The following is a 15833-nucleotide window of genomic DNA, read 5'->3' as shown; positions in this document are numbered from 1 at the left end:
GCCGGCGCCGCGGGGCGCCCTGTCGGACGAGCCCGGTCCCGGATGCGCACCCCCTTCGCCACCTCCCGCGCCGCGGATCCCGTCAGGGCCGCCGGCGACGCGCCGGCGGGGACCGGTCTGGTGGTGATCCCGGCCGGGCGCGCCCGGTCGAACCACGCCGAGGTGGCGCGCAGCCTCGGCACCGCGATCATCGCCGGCCGCTATCCGGCGGGGGCCCGGCTGCCCGGGGACGGCGAGCTGCTCGCCGCCTTCGGGGTGTCGCGGCCGGTCCTGCGCGAGAGCGTCAAGACGCTCGCCGCCAAGGGGCTCCTGACCACCAAGGCCCGGGTCGGCACGGTGGTGCGCGAGCGCGCGGCCTGGAACATGTTCGACGCCGACGTGCTGGCCTGGCACCTGGAGGCCGGCATCGACCGGCGCTTCCTGCGCGACCTCGCGGAGATCCGCCTCGCCGTCGAGCCGGCGGCGGCGGCCTTGGCCGCCGAGCGCCGGGGCCCGGACGACCTCGCCGCCCTGGAGGCGGGCCTGGCGCGGATGCGCCGCGAGGCCTCGGATTCCGCCGGCTTCGCCGAGGGCGATCTCGCCCTCCACGTCGCGATCGCGGTCGCCTCCGGCAACCCGTTCATGCGCTCGATCGGCGGGGTGATCGAGGTGGCGTTGCGCGCCTCGTTCCAGCTCAGCGCCCCCGTCGAGGCGGCGGAGCGCGAGGCCACGCTTGCCGCCCACGCCGCCATCGTGGCGGCCATCGCCGACCGCGACCCGGCGGGCGCGGCGGAGGCCGTCCGCCGCGTCATCCATAACGGCCTGCGCCGCCACGGCGCCGCGGCCTGACCGAACCCCGGAGGAAACGCCATGACAACCGCACAGATGACGACCGCACAGATGGCTCCCGCGCCCCGCCCCTATCGCGGCGTCTTTCCGGTCGCCCCGACGATCTTCCACGAGGACGGCACCCTCGACCTCGACGGGCAGCGCCGGGCGATCGACTTCATGATCGAGGCGGGCTCCCACGGCCTGTGCATCCTCGCCAACTTCTCCGAGCAGTTCGTCCTCACCGATGCCGAGCGCGACGAGGTGATGACGGCGGTGCTCACGCATGTCGCCGGCCGGGTGCCGGTGATCGTCACCACCACGCATTTCGCCACCCACATCTGCGCCGAGCGCTCGCGCCGCGCGCAGGAACTGGGGGCCGCCATGGTGATGATCATGCCGCCCTATCACGGGGCGACGATCCGGGTGACGGAGGCCGGCATCGAACGGTTCTTCCAGGCCGTCTCCGACGCGATCTCGATCCCGATCATGATCCAGGACGCGCCGGTCTCGGGCACCACCCTCTCGGCGGCCTTCCTGGCGCGGCTCGCCCGCGAGGTCGAGAACGTCTCGTACTTCAAGATCGAGACGGCGCAGGCGGCGGCCAAGCTGCGCACGCTGCTCGAACTCGGCGGCGACGCGATCGAGGGGCCGTGGGATGGCGAGGAGGCGATCACCCTGCTGGCCGACCTCGATGCCGGCGCCACCGGGGCGATGACCGGCGGCGGCTATCCCGACGGCATCCGCCGGATCCTCGACCCCTACCTCGCCGGGCGGCGCGACGAGGCGGTGCAGGCCTATGGCCGCTGGCTGCCGCTCATCAACTACGAGAACCGCCAGACCGGGCTCGCCGCCGCCAAGATCCTGATGAAGGAGGGCGGCATCATCCGCTCGGACGCCGTGCGCGCCCCGCTCGAGCTGCCCCACCCGGCGACCCGGGCCGGCCTGATCGAGATCGCCCGGAGCCTCGATGCGGCGGTGCTGCGCTGGGGGCGGTGACGGCGCCCGGGGGCTTTCCCGGCTGCGCCGCGGCGAGGGCGACCGCCCGGGCGGTTCGAGGGTGACCTTGAGTTCGGTCGGCCCGACCGGGCCGACAGCCTCCACCGTCATCCCGGGTTCTCGTCTTCGACGAGCCCCGGGATGACGGTGTGGGTATCGATTCCGTAGAGAATCGGAAGAGGACCTTGCCCGAGCCCCTACCCCGCCCGCGCGGTCGCTCCGTGCACCATGGCGACGACGCCGGCGCGCAGGAGGTCGTGCTTGGTCGGCAGGCCGGGGCCCGTCGGCAGCCGGCCGGCGGCGGCGAGCGTGGCGATGCCGTGGGAGAGCGCCCAGACCTCGAGGGCGACGAAGCGCGGATCGACGCCGGCCGAGAACCCGTCCGGGAAGGTCGTCCGCAGGGCCTCGACCAGGAGCTCGAAGGCGTCGCGGTCCCGCGGCGCCGGGGCCGGCTTGCAGCCGTCGGGGCCGATCGGCCGGGCCTCGAAGATCGCCGCGTAGTAGCCCGGCTCCTCCTCGGCGAAGGTCAGGTAGGCCTCGCCCATCCGGGTGAAGCGCTCGAGCGGCGTGCCGGGGCCGCGCAGCGCCCGGGCGAGCCGCGCGGCCAGTTCGGTGAAGCCGCGCTCGGCCACCTCCTCCAGGAGCGCCTCGCGGCCGCGGAAGTGGCGGTAGAGCGCCGCCGGCGAGACGCCGACGAGGCGCGCCGCATCGACCAGGGTGAAGCCGCCGATCCCCCGCTCCGCGATGAAGCGGCGCGCGGCCTCGATCAGCGCCTCCTTGAGGTTGCCGTGATGGTAGCCGCGCCGGTCGGACGGGTCGCTGCGCCAGGGTCGCACGGTGATTCTGTCTCTTCTCGGGGCGGGGGCGGCTGTTCCCCGCTGCCATAATGCATTTTCGCGCCGGCGGCAGGCTCAACCGGCGCGGCGCGCCAGATGGAAGCGCGGCACATGATCCGGCCGCACGGTCGTCGTCGCCACCGGCAGGACCGGCCGATCGCCGTCGAGGGCGAGGCAAAAGTCGCGCATCAGCCGCGCCAGCACCAGGGTCGCCTCGGCCAGCGCCAGCTGCGCCCCGATGCAGATCCGGGGGCCGGCGCCGAAGGGTAGGTAGAGGAAGCGGTCCGGCTCGGGGCGGTCGAGGAAGCGGCCGGGGTCGAAGGCCGCCGGCCGGTCCCACCAGCGCGGGTTGCGGTGGAGGATCCAGGTCGGGATCATCACGATGCTGCCGGCCGGGATCGTGACGCCCTCGACCGTGCTCGCCTGCGCGGCGCGGCGCGCGATCACGTAGACCGGGGGATAGAGCCGAAGCGCCTCCTGCGCCACGGCCCGGGCGAGGCGAAGATGCGGCAGCGCCTCGGCGGCGCCCGCCTCGGTGAGGTCGAGGCCCCTCGCCTCCGCGGCGAGCGCGTCCTGCACGGCAGGCGCGCGGGCGAGCAGCGTGCAGGCCCAGAACAGGGTCGAGGCGGTGGTCTCGTGGCCGGCGACGATCAGGGTGCCGATCTCGTCGGCGAGCAGCCCGCCGGGAGCGTCGCCATGCGCCGCGTCGAGGAGGTCGAACAGGTCCCGCGGCGCGTCGTGGCGCGTCCCTTGCTCTTGCGCCTGCCCTTGCCCTTGCGCGCGCCGCGCCGCCAGCACCGCCCGCACGGTTGCCAGCCAGCGGCGGCGAAACAGCGCCCGGCGCGGGCTCGACGGGGTCGGCCAGGCGGGCGGCAGCAGGAAGTCGGCGACCGTCGGCCGGCCGAGCCGGCCGAGATAGCCCGAGATCAGGTCCCGGATCTCCGCCCCGAGGGGGCCGGTCTCGAGGGAGAACATCGAGGTGGTGGCGATGTCGAGGGCGACGCGCTGCATCTCGCCCCGCAGGTCGACGGAAGCGCCGAGGCCCGCCTCCAGCCGGCGGCAGGAATCCTCGGCGCTGCGGGCGACGAAGCGCAGCATGAGCGGCAGGGTGCGGGGCGTGAAGGCGGGGGCCAGCACCCGGCGCTGGTGGCGCCAGGCCTCGCCGTCGGCGAGCACCAGGCCGCGCCCGGCGATCGGCCCGAGCACCCGCCGGCCGGCGGGCAGGCGCTCGAAGTCGTCGGCGGCCGAGAGCAGGACGTGACGGGCGCCGGCCGGCGTCGAGAGCAGCACCATCCGGCCGCCTGGCAGCGGGATCGTCACCACCGGCGCGTCGAGGCAGGCGCGGGGAAACGCCTCCAGGGTGTTGCGCCGGAACGCGCCGAGGAGCCCGAGCCAGCCGACCCGCTCGGCGAGGGCCGGCACCGGCGGCGCGTGAGCCTCTGGGGCGGCCGTCAGGGTCACGGATGGGCGTCTCCGGTGGTCTCTCCCCGGAGGCTTACGCGACCGGCCCCGCTTCCGCCAATCCTTCCGGCAGCCCGAGATGCTCCGCGATCCGCTGGCCGATCGCGGCGAAGCCCATCCGGCCGAGGGGGCCGGGCGTCACGTCGGGCCCGAACAGCAGCACCGGCACCTGCTCGCGGGTGTGGTCGGTGCCGGTCCAGGTCGGGTCGTTGCCGTGGTCGGCGGTGACGAGGCAGAGATCGCCCGGCCTTAAGGCCGCCCGGATCTCCGGCACCCGCGCGTCGAAGCGTTCGAGCGCGGCGGCGTAGCCCGGCACGTCGCGGCGGTGGCCGTATTCGGTGTCGAACTCGACGAGGTTGGCGAAGACGAACCCGCCATCGGGCAGGCCGGTCAGCGCGTCGAGGGCCGCGGTCAGGCAGGCATCGTTGCCGCCGGGCTTGACCTCCCGGCCGGTCGCCCGGTGGGCGAAGATGTCGCCGATCTTGCCGACGCTCACCACCGTCCGTCCGGCGGCGTCGAGCCGGTCGAGCAGCGTGTCGGCGGGCGGCGGCACGGCGTAGTCGCGCCGGTTCGCGGTGCGGGTGAAGCCCGAGGTGTCGTCGCCGGTGAAGGGCCGGGCGATGACCCGACCGATCCGGTAGGGGTCGCACAGGCGCCGGGCGATGGCGCAGAGGGCATGGAGCCGGTCGAGCCCGAACGCCGCCTCGTGGGCGGCGATCTGAAAAACGCTGTCGACCGAGGTGTAGCAGATCGGCTTGCCCGTCCGGACGTGCTCGGCCCCCAGCTCGTCGATGATCGCCGTGCCGGAGGCCTGGCAGTCGCCGAGGATGCCCGGCAGCCCGGCCTCCGCGATCAGCGCCTGCACCAGCTCGGGCGGGAAGGCCGGCCGCGTCGCCGGGAAGTGGCCCCAGGAAAAATCCACCGGCACGCCGGCGATCTCCCAATGGCCCGACACCGTGTCCTTGCCTTGCGCGCTCTCGACCGCGTGGCCGTGGGCGCCCGCGATCAATCCGGCCGGCGCGAGGCCCGGCGGCATCCGGCCGCTCGCGCCTTGCGCGGCGAGGCCGAGGCCGAGGCCGGCGAGGTGGGGCAGGTGCAGGGGGCCGGCGCGCAAGGACGCCCGGTCGCCGCGTCCCGCCGCGCAGGCCTCCGCGATGTGGCCGAGCGTGTCGGCGCCTTCGTCGCCGAAGGCGGCGGCATCCGGCGCGCCGCCGATGCCGACGGAATCGAGGACGATGAGGAGCGCCCGGGTCATTCGCTCACCGCCCCGGCGGGGGCCGCCGCGAGGTCGAAGGCGGCGGCGAACAGGGCCCGGGTGTAGGCGGTGCGGGGCGCGGAAAAGATCTCGTCCGCCGCGCCCTCCTCCACCACCTGCCCGCCCTGCATCACCATCACCCGGTTGGCGAGCGCGCGGACCACCTTGAGGTCGTGGCTGATGAACAGGTAGCCGAGGCCGCGCCGGGCCTGGAGTTCGCGCAGCAATTCGACGATCTGGGCCTGGACCGACATGTCGAGCGCCGAGGTCGGCTCGTCGAGGACGACGAAGCGCGGATCGAGCGCCATGGCGCGGGCGATCGCGATGCGCTGGCGCTGGCCGCCGGAGAATTCGTGGGGATAGCGGTCCATGGCGGCGGGATCGAGCCCGACATCGGCGAGCGCCCGGGCGACGATCTCCCGGCGCTCGGCATCGCTGCGGCCCTTGCCCTGCACCTCGAGCCCCTCGGCGACGATCTCGGCCACCGACATCCGCGGCGAGAGCGAGCCGTAGGGGTCCTGGAACACCACCTGCATCTCGCGCCGCAGCGGCCGCATCGCGCCGGAAGACAGCCCGTCGATGCGCCGGCCGAGATAGACCACCGGCCCCTGCGAGGCGATGAGGCGCAGGATGGCGAGGCCGAGCGTCGTCTTGCCGGAGCCCGATTCGCCCACCACCCCGACGGTCTCGCCCTCGCGCACGCTCACGCTCACCCCGTCCACCGCCTTGACGTGGCCGGTGGTGCGCCGGAGGAGCCCGGTCTTGATCGGGAAATGCACCCGGATCGGCCCGGCCTCGACCAGGATCGGCGCCCCGTCGGGCACCGGGTTGCCGCGGCCGCGCGGCTCGGCGGCGAGCAGGCGCCGCGTGTAGTCGTGTTGCGGATCGGCAAAGACCTCGGCGACCGGGCCGGTCTCGACGATGCGGCCTTGCAGCATCACGCAGACCCGGTCGGCGACGCGGCGCACGATGCCGAGATCGTGGGTGATGAACAGCATCGCCATGCCGAGCCGCGCCTTGAGGTCGGCGAGCAGCGACAGGATCTGCGCCTGGACGGTGACGTCGAGCGCGGTCGTCGGCTCGTCGGCGACCAGCAGGTCGGGCTCGCAGGCGAGCGCCATGGCGATCATCACCCGCTGGCGCTGCCCGCCGGACAATTCGTGCGGATAGGCGCCGAGCCGACGCTCGGCGTCGCGGATGCCGACGAGGGTCAGGAGTTCGAGGGTACGGGCCCGGGCCGCCTCGCCGCTCATTGGCTGATCCTTGCCCTTGTGCAGCCGCAACACCTCGCCGACCTGCTCGGCGATGCGGTGGAGCGGGTTCAAGGAGGTCATCGGCTCCTGGAACACCATGGTGATGTCGGCGCCGCGGATCTCCCGCATCTGGGGTTCGGACAGGGTCAGCAGGTCGCGGCCCTTGAACCGGACATGTCCCTCCGGCACCGCGCCGTCGACGAGGCGCAGGATCGAGAGCGCCGTCACCGACTTGCCGGAGCCCGATTCGCCCACGAGGGCCACGGTCTCCCCCGGTGCGATGGCGAAGGAGACGCGATCGACGGCGCGGGTCTCGCGCCCGCCCTGGCGGAAGGCGACGGAGAGGTCCTGGACGGAGAGGAGCGGGTCGGTCATCGGCTCGGATGTAGGGCGGCGTCGCGCCGGTGGACCGGTTTAGGGCATTCGCGGGCGGGCGGGAACCGGGGCGGCGGGGCGGTCCGGAAAAGGTAAATCGCCGGAAACCCCTCTCCCCGCGGGCGGGGAGAGGACTTCATCGACCTTGTCGTCGATGAAGTGAGCGGAGGCGCAGCCGAAGCGAGGGTGAGGGGGTGTCTCAGGATGAGGCTCCTCCGGCAACGCCCCCTCACCCTCGCCCTTCGGGCTTCCTTCACCCCCGACGAGGGGGGCGAAGGCCTCTCCCCGCCCGCGGGGAGAGGAGAGAACCCGAGCTTTATTGGTCTCGACACAGATCGGGCGGACCCCCTCTCACTCATCCACCCGCGGCGCCTGGCCGCTGTCGATCGGCAGGGGCTGGAACTGCTTCAATTCTTCGCCGGACGGCAGGCTCCGGGTGTCCCAGCCGCCGCCGATCGCGCCGATCAGCGACACCGCGGTGGTGAAGCGGTTGAGCCGGACCTGGAGCGCCGTGACCTCGTTGTTGAGTTCCAGCGCCTGGGCGGTGACGACGGTGGTGTAGTTCTGGGTGCCGGCCCGGTACTCGTTGAGCGCGATCTCGACCGCCCGGCGCGAGGATTGCACCGCGAGGTCCTGCGCGCCCTGCTGGCGGGCGAGGATGCGCTGGCCGGCGAGGCCGTTCTCGACCTGCTGGAAGGCGGTGAGCACGGTCTGGCGGTAATTGGCGACCGCCGCGTCGTAGGCCGCCTCGACGGCCTGGAGGGCGGCGGTGCGGGCGCCGCCGTCGAACAGCACCTGGCTGCCGGAGGCCGCCACCGACCAGAACGTGTTGGCGGCCGAGAAGAAGGTGCGGGCCGGATCGCCCGCGATGCCGCCGCTCGCCGACAGGGTGACGGTGGGATAGAACGCCGCGACCGCCACGCCGATCTGGGCGCTCTGGGCCTGCACGGTCCGCTCGGCCAGCGCCACGTCGGGCCGGCGCTCCAGCAGGTCGGAGGGCAGCTTGACCGGCACGGCGGGCGGGCTCGACGGCAGGCTGCCGCGGGCGAGCGACACCTCGGAGGGCGGGCGGCCGATCAGGGTCGCGATGGCGTGTTCGAGGTTCGCCCGTTGCAGCCCGACCGCGATGGCGTTGGCCTGGGTGGTCTGGAGCTGGGTCTGGGCGGTGATGACGTCGGAGCGGGCGGCGACGCCGGCAGCGTACTGGTTCTGCGCGATGTCGAGCGAGCGCTGGTAGGCCTGGGCGGTGCGCTCGAGCAGGCGCTGCAAGGATTCCTGGTAGCGCAGCTGGTAATAGGCGGTCGCGAGCTGCGTCTGCAAGGCGAGGCGCACCGAGGCGATGTCGGCGGCGCTGGCCTGGGCGGCGGCGACGTCGCTCTCGATCGTGCGGCGGACGCGGCCGAACAGGTCGGGCTCCCAGGTCGCCGAGCCCTGCAGCGTCAGGACCGTGCGCTCGACCCCGCCGGTGCTGGCGCGGCTGATCGAGGGGGCGCCGAGCGCCGTCGGAAATAGCTGGGCGCGGGCCTCCTGCACCAGGGCGCGGGCCTGCCGGTAGGCGGCGACCTGGGCGCGCAGGTTCTGGTTGTCGACGTCGATCAGGCGGATCAGCCGGTCGAGGGTCGGATCGCGAAAGACCCGCCACCAGTCGCCGCGGTCGATCTCGTCCCGGGGTCGGATCGGCCGCCAGTTGCGCGGCGGCATCGGTCGGGCGCCGCCCTCCTTGAAGGCGGGCGGGGTCTCGACGGTGGGGCGGGAATAGTCGGGGCCGACGAGGCAGCCGGCGAGGGTCAGGGGAAGGACGATCCCCGCCGCGAGGTGCGAGGCGCCGCCCATGACCCTCCCCCCTCTGCGAAGGGCTGTTTGAAAAAAAGTATAGCGCAAGAAATCTCCTCTCCCCGCGGGCGGGGAGAGGACTTCATCGACCTTGTCGTCGATGAAGTGAGCGCAGGCGTAGCCGGAGCGAGGGTGAGGGGGTCTCGACCAGTGAGACTCCTCCGGAAATACCCCCTCACCCTCGCCCTGCGGGCTTCCTTCACCCCCGACAAGGGGGGTGAAGGCCTCTCCCCGCCCGCGGGGAGAGGGGAAACCCGCGCCGTTTCCGTTCCCCGGACACTCCCCCGCAGAGGGGGGCGGGTTCGGCGAGGCGGCATCGATCTGGGCAATGAAATCGGTGGAGAAGGTCATTCGGCCGGCAGCGCCCGCGTGGCGGAGCCCCGGCGGCGGCCGACCCAGAGCCGGAACCGGTCGAGGTACAGGTAGACGACGGGGGTGGTGTAGAGGGTCAGGATCTGGCTCACGATCAGGCCGCCCACGATGGCGATGCCGAGGGGACGGCGCAGCTCCGAGCCCTCGCCGCCGTCGAAGATCAGCGGCAGCGCGCCGAGCAGCGCGGCCAGGGTTGTCATCATGATCGGGCGGAAGCGCAAGAGGCAGGCTTCGCGGATCGACTCCCGCGGGCTCAGGGACCGCGTGCGCTCGGCGTCGAGCGCGAAGTCGATCATCATGATGGCGTTCTTCTTCACGATGCCGATGAGCAGGATCACGGCGATGAGCGCGATCACCCCGAACTCCTCGCCCGCCAGCATCAGGGCGAGGATCGCCCCGATCCCCGCCGAGGGCAGGGTGGACAGGATGGTGAGCGGGTGGACCCAGCTCTCGTACAGGATGCCGAGCACCGCGTAGACCGCGAGCAGGGCCGCCAGGATCAGCAGCGGCTGGCGCGAGGACGAGGACTGGAAGCTCTTGGCCGCACCGGCGAACTCGCCGTGGATGGTGGCGGGCATCCGCAGGTCGCGCATGTGGGCGTCGATCGCCGCGGTGGCGTCGCTCAGGCTCTTGCCGGGAGCCAGATTGAACGACAGCGTGGTGGCGACGAACAGCCCCTGGTGGCTGACCTGGACCGGGGTCGAGCCGGTGTCGAAGCTCGCGAAGGCCGAGAGCGGTACCATCGTCTCCTTGGCGCTGCTGACGGCCGCGCTCGACGAGGCGCTGGAGCGGCCGGACGACGCGATGGCGTTGGTGGCGGCGTTGCGGGCCGAATCGGTCGCCACCGCGGCGGCGCTGGTCGCGTCCGTGCTCGCCGTGGCGGCGCTGGCGACAGTGCCGGCGACCGCGTTGGTGGTGGCCGAGCCGCGGGCCCGCGCGCCCGAGGTCGAGACGTAGATCATCTTCAGCGTCTCGGGATTGTCGAGGTAGCGCGGCGCGATTTCCATCACGACGTGGTACTGGTTCAGCGGGTTGTAGATCGTCGAGACCTGGCGCTGGCCGAAGGCGTCGTAGAGGGTGTTGTCGATCTGGTCCGGGGTCAGGCCGTAGCGGAAGGCGGTCGGCCGGTCGATGACGAGGCGCGTCTCCAGGCCGCCCTGCTGCTGGTCCGAGGTCACGTCGGTGAAGGTCGGGTCCTTCTGCAAGGCTTCCAGCAGTTTCGGGGTCCAGGTGTAGAGTTCCTCGCTGGTGTCGCCTTGCAGCGTGTACTGGTACTGCGAGAAGCTCTGGCGCCCGCCGACGGAAAAGTCCTGGCGCGGAAACAGGTAGAGCCGGGCGCCGGGAATCGCGGCGAGCTTCGGCCGCAGGCGGGTCATCACGTCGCTGATCGGGTCGCGCTGGCCGAGGGGTTTGAGGCCGACGAACACGTTGGCCGAGTTGGTGCCGCGCCCGCCGGTGAAGCCGACGACGCTCTCCACCGCCGGATCGGCCTGGACGATGGCGGTGGCGCGCCGGAGCTTGGCGCTCATCGCCTGGAACGAGATGCGCTGGTCGGCCTGGATGCCGCCGATCATCTGGCCGGTATCCTGCTGGGGAAAGAACCCCTTCGGCACGATCACGTAGAGATAGACGTTGAGGACGACCGCGGCGAGCAGCACCAGCATCACGGTCACGCCGTGGCGCAAAGCCCAGTCGAGGGTGACGCGGTAGCCCGACAGGAGGCCCGCGAAGGCGCCCTCCAGCACCCGCGCCACCGGGCCCGGCCGGGCGCCGTGCATCTCGGGTTTGAGGAAGCGGGCGCACATCATCGGCGTGGTGGTGAGCGAGACGACCAGCGAGATCAGGATCGCCAGGGACAGGACGACGGCGAATTCCTGGAAGAACCGCCCGATGATGCCGCCTGCCAGCAGGATCGGCAGGAACACCGCGATCAGCGACAGGCTCATCGACAGGACCGTGAACCCAACCTCGCGGGCGCCGAGCAACGCCGCCTCGATCCGGGAGCGCCCGTCCTCGATGTGGCGCTGGATATTTTCCAGCACCACGATCGCGTCGTCGACGACGAAGCCCGCCGCGATGATCAGCGCCATCAGCGAGATGTTGTCGAGGCTGTAGCTGCACAGCCACATGGCGGCGAAGGTGCCCACCAGCGAGATCGGCACGGCCACCGCCGGGATCAGCGTCGCGCGCGCCGAGCGCAGGAAGCCGAACACCACCAGGATCACGAGGCCGACCGAGATGATCAGCGTGCGCTCGGCCTCCGCCAAGGAAGCCCGGATGGTGAGCGAGCGGTCGCCGGTGACGATCAGTTCGGTATCGCCCGGGAGCGCCGCCTTCAGTTGCGGCAGCGCTTCCTTGAGCCGGTCGATCGTCTCGACCACGTTGCCGCCGGGCTGCTTGTAGACGATCAGGAGCACGCCGCGCTGGCCGTTGACGAGGCCGAGGTTGCGCCGGTCCTCGACGCCGTCGACCACCTGGCCGACGTCGCGCAGGCGCACGCCGGCCCCGTTGCGGTAGGCCACCACGATGTCCTGGTAGTCGGCGGCCTTGCGGCCCTGGTCGTTGGCGTAGAGCTGGTAGCGCCGCTCGCCGGCCTCGATCGCGCCTTTCGGCGAGTTGGCGTTGGCGCTGGCGAGCGCCGCGCGGATGCCCTCGAGCCCGATGCCGTAATGGAACAGGGCGTTCGGATCGAGCTCGACCCGCACCGCCGGCAGCGACGAGCCGCCGATATCGACGTTGCCGATCCCTTCGAGCTGCGACAGCTTCTGGGCGAGCACCGTCGCGGCGGAATCGTAGAGCGCGCCGGGGCTCAGCGTCTTCGAGGTCAGGCCGAGGATCAGGATCGGCGCGTCGGCCGGGTTGAACTTGCGGTAAGTGGGGTTGGTGCGGAGCGCGGTGGGCAAGTCGGCCCGCGCGGCGTTGATCGCCGCCTGCACATCGCGGGCGGCGCCGTTGATGTCGCGGTCGAGCCCGAATTGCAGCACGATCCGGGTCTGCCCGACGGAACTCGTCGAGGTCATCTGGTCGACATCGGCGATCTGGCCGAGCCGCCGTTCGAGCGGCGCGGCCACGGTGGTCGCCATGGTGTCGGGGCTGGCACCGGGCATCTGCGCCTGGACCAGGATGGTCGGAAAATCGATCTGCGGCAGCGGCGCCACCGGCAGCCGCACGAAGGCGAACAGCCCGGCGAGCAGCACGCCCAGCGTGAGGAGCGTGGTGGCGACCGGGCGCAGGATGAAGGGGGCGGAGAGGTTCACGGGCGGGCCCCGGGGGCTCGACGCAGGTTTTCCCCTCTCCCCGCGGGCGGGGAGAGGACTTCACCCCCCTCGTCGGGGGTGAAGTGAGCGCAGGCGAAGCCGGAGCGAGGGTGAGGGGGTGGTGCCGGAAGAGTCTCATCCGGAGACACCCCCTCACCTTCGGCTACCGCCTCGCTGCTGACCCGACAAGGGGTCAGCAGCCCTCTCCCCGCCCGCGGGGAGAGGGGATGCGCGCGACCGAAAGTGGAAATTTGTTCGGCCGTCGCTTCCCTCACGGCACCGCCTCCCCGGGCGCCAGCCCGCTATCGCGTCGTCCGGAGAGGCGCCGCCCCAGCCGGTCGAAGGCGAGGTAGATCACGGGTGTCGTGTAGAGCGTCAGGATCTGGCTCACGATCAGCCCGCCGGCGATCGAGAGGCCCAGCGGCTGGCGCAGCTCCGAGCCGGTCCCCGTCCCGAGGATCAGCGGAATCGCGGCGAACAGTGCCGCGAAGGTCGTCATCAGGATCGGGCGGAAGCGCAGGATGCAGGCCTCGTAGATCGCGTCCCGCGGAGTCATCCCCTCCTCGCGCTCGGCCTGGAGCGCGAAGTCGATCATCATGATGGCGTTCTTCTTCACGATGCCGATCAGGAGAACGATGCCGATGATGCCGATGATGTCGAGGTCGTGGTTGAACAGCATCAGCCCGGCCAGCGCCCCGATGCCGGCCGAGGGCAGGGTCGACAGGATCGTGATCGGGTGGACGAAGCTCTCGTAGAGCACGCCCAGCACGATGTAGACCGTGACGATCGCGGCGAGGACCAGAAAGAGGGTGTTGTCGAGGGAGGCCTGGAAGGCCAGCGCCGAGCCCTGGAAGATCAGCCGGAAGCTGTCGGGCATGCCCATCTCCCGCTCCGCCGCCTTGATCGCCGCCACCGCCGGCCCCAGCGAGGCGCCGGGCGCGAGGTTGAACGAGATCGTGGTCGCCGGGAACTGGCCGAGATGGCTGATGAGGAGCGGCGCGCGGCGCTCGCTCACCTGGGCGATGGCGGTGAGCGGCACCTGGCCGTTCGAGGCCGTGGAGGACGGCAGGTAGATCCGCTGGAGCGAATCCAGCGTCCGGTGCAGCGCCGGATCGGCCTCCAGGATCACCCGGTACTGGTTCGACTGGGTGAAGATCGTCGAGATGATGCGCTGGCCGAAGGCGTCGTAGAGCGCGTTGTCCACGGAAGCCGGGGTGATGCCGTAGCGGCCCGCCGTCGCGCGGTCGATGGTGATGTAGGCCGCCAAGCCGCTCGCCTGCCGGTCGCTCGCCACGTCGGCGAGGTCGGGGATGGCCTTGAGGCGATCGACGAGGCGCGGGACCCAGGTGTCGAAGGCGGCCGGGTCCGGGTTCTCCAGGATGAACTGGTACTGGGTGGCGCTCACCGCCGTGTCGATGGTGAGGTCCTGGACCGGCTGCATGAACAAGGCGATGCCCGGCACGTCGGCCACCCGGGCATTGATCCGCCGGATGATCGCGCCCGCATTCTCCGCCCGCTCCTCCCGCGGGCGCAGGTTGATGAGGAAGCGGCCGGAATTGAGCGTCACGTTCTGCCCGTCGACGCCGATGAACGACGACAGGCTGACCACGTCCGGGTCCTTGAGGATCGCTTCCGCCAGGCGCTGCTGGCGCTCGGCCATGGCGCTGTACGAGACGGTCTGGTCGGCCTGGGTGATGCCCTGGATCAGTCCGGTATCCTGGACCGGGAAGAAGCCCTTGGGGATCACGACGTACATGTAGATGGTCAGCACGAGGGTGCCGATCGCGACCAGCAGCGTCAGCCATTGATGGGCGAGGACGCCCCGCAAGGTCCGGCCGTAGAAGGCGATGCCGCCCTCCATCAGCCGGCGCCCGGCATTGGAGATCCGCCCGGCGGCGCGGGCCTGGGGGGCCTCGTGGCGGAGCAGCCGCGCGCACAACATCGGCACGAGGGTCAGCGAGACGATTCCCGAGATCACGATGGTGGCGGCGAGCGTGATGGCGAATTCGTGAAACAGGCGCCCCACCACCTCGCCCATGAACAGCAGCGGGATCAGGACTGCCAGCAGCGAGACGGTGAGCGAGATGATGGTGAAGCCGATCTCGCGCGAGCCCTTGAGGGCCGCCTCCATCGGGCTGTCGCCCTCCTCGACGTGGCGGGCGATGTTCTCGATGACGACGATCGCGTCGTCTACCACGAAGCCGGTCGCGATGGTGAGCGCCATCAGCGACAGGTTGTCGAGGGAGAAGCCCCACAGGTCCATCACCGACAGCGCGCCGACGAGCGAGAGCGGCACCGACAGGCTCGGGATCAGGGTGGCGGGCAGCGAGCGCAGGAACAGGAAGATCACCAGCACCACCAGGGCGATGGCCAGCAGGAGTTCGAACTGCACGTCCTCGACCGAGGCCCGGATCGTCACCGTGCGGTCGGTGAGCGGGGTGACCTGGATCGCGGCCGGCAGGGTCGCCTGGAGCTGGGGCAGCAGCGCCTTGATCCGGTCGACCACCGCGATGACGTTGGCGCCGGGCTGGCGCTGGATGTTGAGGATCACCGCGGGCGTGGTGTCCATCCAGGCGCCGAGCTGGGTGTTCTCAGCCCCCTCCACCACCTCGGCCACCGCCGAGAGCCGCACCGGCGCGCCGTTGCGATAGGCGATCACCGCATCGCGATAGGCGCCGGGATCGCGGATCTGGTCGTTGGCGTTGATGGTGAAGGACTGGGTCGGCCCGTCGATCGAGCCCTTCGGGGTGTTGACGTTGAGGTTGTTGATGGTGGTGCGCAGGTCGTCGATGTTGAGGCCGTAGGCCGCCAGCGCCGAGGCGTTGAACCGCACCCGCACCGCCGGCCGCTGCCCGCCCGCCATCGAGACGAGGCCGACGCCCGAGACCTGGCTGATCTTCTGCGCCAGCCGCGTCTCGGCGAGGTCGCGCACCTGCGTCAGCGCCAGGGTCCTGGAGGTGAGCGCGAGCGTCAGGATCGGCGCGTCGGCGGGGTTCACCTTGGCGTAGACCGGCGGGGCCGGCAGGTCGCCCGGCAGGAGGTTGCCGGCGGCGTTGATGGCGGCCTGAACCTCTTGGGTGGCGATGTCGATGCCGAGATCGAGGTTGAACTGGAGCGTGATGACGGAGGCCCCGGCCGAGGACTGCGACGTCATCTGGTTGAGGTTGGCGAGCTGGCCGAACTGCCGCTCCAGCGGCGCCGTCACCGCCGAGGTCATCACCTCGGGGCTGGCGCCGGGATAGAAGGTCTGGACCTGGATCGTGGGGTAATCGACCGAGGGCAGCGCCGAGAGCGGCAGGTTGAAATAGGAGATCATGCCGACGAGCAGGATCGCCAGCATCAGGAGCGTGGTCGCGACCGGGCGCAGGATGAACAGGCGGGAGGG

Annotated in this window: 9 protein-coding genes; 2 read left to right on the top strand and 7 right to left on the bottom strand. The window is 71.6% G+C overall.

Annotation, left to right across the window (positions count from 1 at the left end; translation table 11 throughout):
- The first annotated feature begins 42 nt into the window (after positions 1-42).
- Entirely contained in the window at positions 43-828 is a 786-nt protein-coding gene (locus QR78_RS03230) for a FadR/GntR family transcriptional regulator (protein WP_082171833.1), read from the top strand.
- Between the two features lie 36 nt (positions 829-864).
- Entirely contained in the window at positions 865-1806 is a 942-nt protein-coding gene (locus tag QR78_RS03225; RefSeq protein ID WP_244276447.1) for a dihydrodipicolinate synthase family protein, read from the top strand.
- A 197-nt stretch (positions 1807-2003) separates the two neighbouring features.
- On the opposite strand, the gene QR78_RS03220 is transcribed toward QR78_RS03225, so the two are convergent.
- The 7 genes from QR78_RS03220 to QR78_RS03190 form a co-directional block, all read right to left on the bottom strand.
- Positions 2004-2642 carry a TetR/AcrR family transcriptional regulator gene (locus QR78_RS03220; RefSeq protein WP_048426055.1) on the bottom strand — a complete coding sequence of 213 codons (639 nt, stop codon included), beginning with the start codon at positions 2640-2642 and terminating at the stop codon, positions 2004-2006.
- Between the two features lie 75 nt (positions 2643-2717).
- Positions 2718-4103, bottom strand: a complete 1386-nt coding sequence (locus QR78_RS03215) for a cytochrome P450 (RefSeq protein ID WP_048426054.1) — start codon at positions 4101-4103, stop codon at positions 2718-2720.
- Between the two features lie 34 nt (positions 4104-4137).
- On the bottom strand, positions 4138-5358 hold the full coding sequence (locus QR78_RS03210; protein ID WP_048426053.1) for a phosphopentomutase: 1221 nt from the start codon (positions 5356-5358) through the stop codon (positions 4138-4140).
- Positions 5355-6986: an ABC transporter ATP-binding protein gene (locus QR78_RS03205; protein WP_048426052.1), complete on the bottom strand. Its 1632-nt coding sequence runs from the start codon at positions 6984-6986 to the stop codon at positions 5355-5357. The genes QR78_RS03210 and QR78_RS03205 overlap by 4 nt, the downstream gene beginning before the upstream one ends.
- Positions 6987-7337: 351 nt before the next feature.
- On the bottom strand, positions 7338-8819 hold the full coding sequence (locus QR78_RS03200) for an efflux transporter outer membrane subunit (protein WP_048426051.1): 1482 nt from the start codon (positions 8817-8819) through the stop codon (positions 7338-7340).
- Positions 8820-9166: 347 nt separating this feature from the next.
- The gene (locus QR78_RS03195; RefSeq protein WP_048426050.1) at positions 9167-12448 is read right to left on the bottom strand and encodes an efflux RND transporter permease subunit; all 3282 of its coding nucleotides are present in this window, start codon (positions 12446-12448) and stop codon (positions 9167-9169) included.
- Between the two features lie 271 nt (positions 12449-12719).
- Positions 12720-15833, bottom strand: a 3114-nt coding sequence (locus QR78_RS03190; protein WP_244278465.1) for an MdtB/MuxB family multidrug efflux RND transporter permease subunit, incomplete at its 5' end; no start/stop codon positions are given.

This window comes from Methylobacterium indicum (assembly GCF_001043895.1).
In the GTDB taxonomy this organism is placed as follows: Bacteria; Pseudomonadota; Alphaproteobacteria; order Rhizobiales; family Beijerinckiaceae; genus Methylobacterium; species Methylobacterium indicum.
Note: the sequence above shows the minus strand (reverse complement) of the source record. Positions and strands in the feature narration are given on the sequence as shown.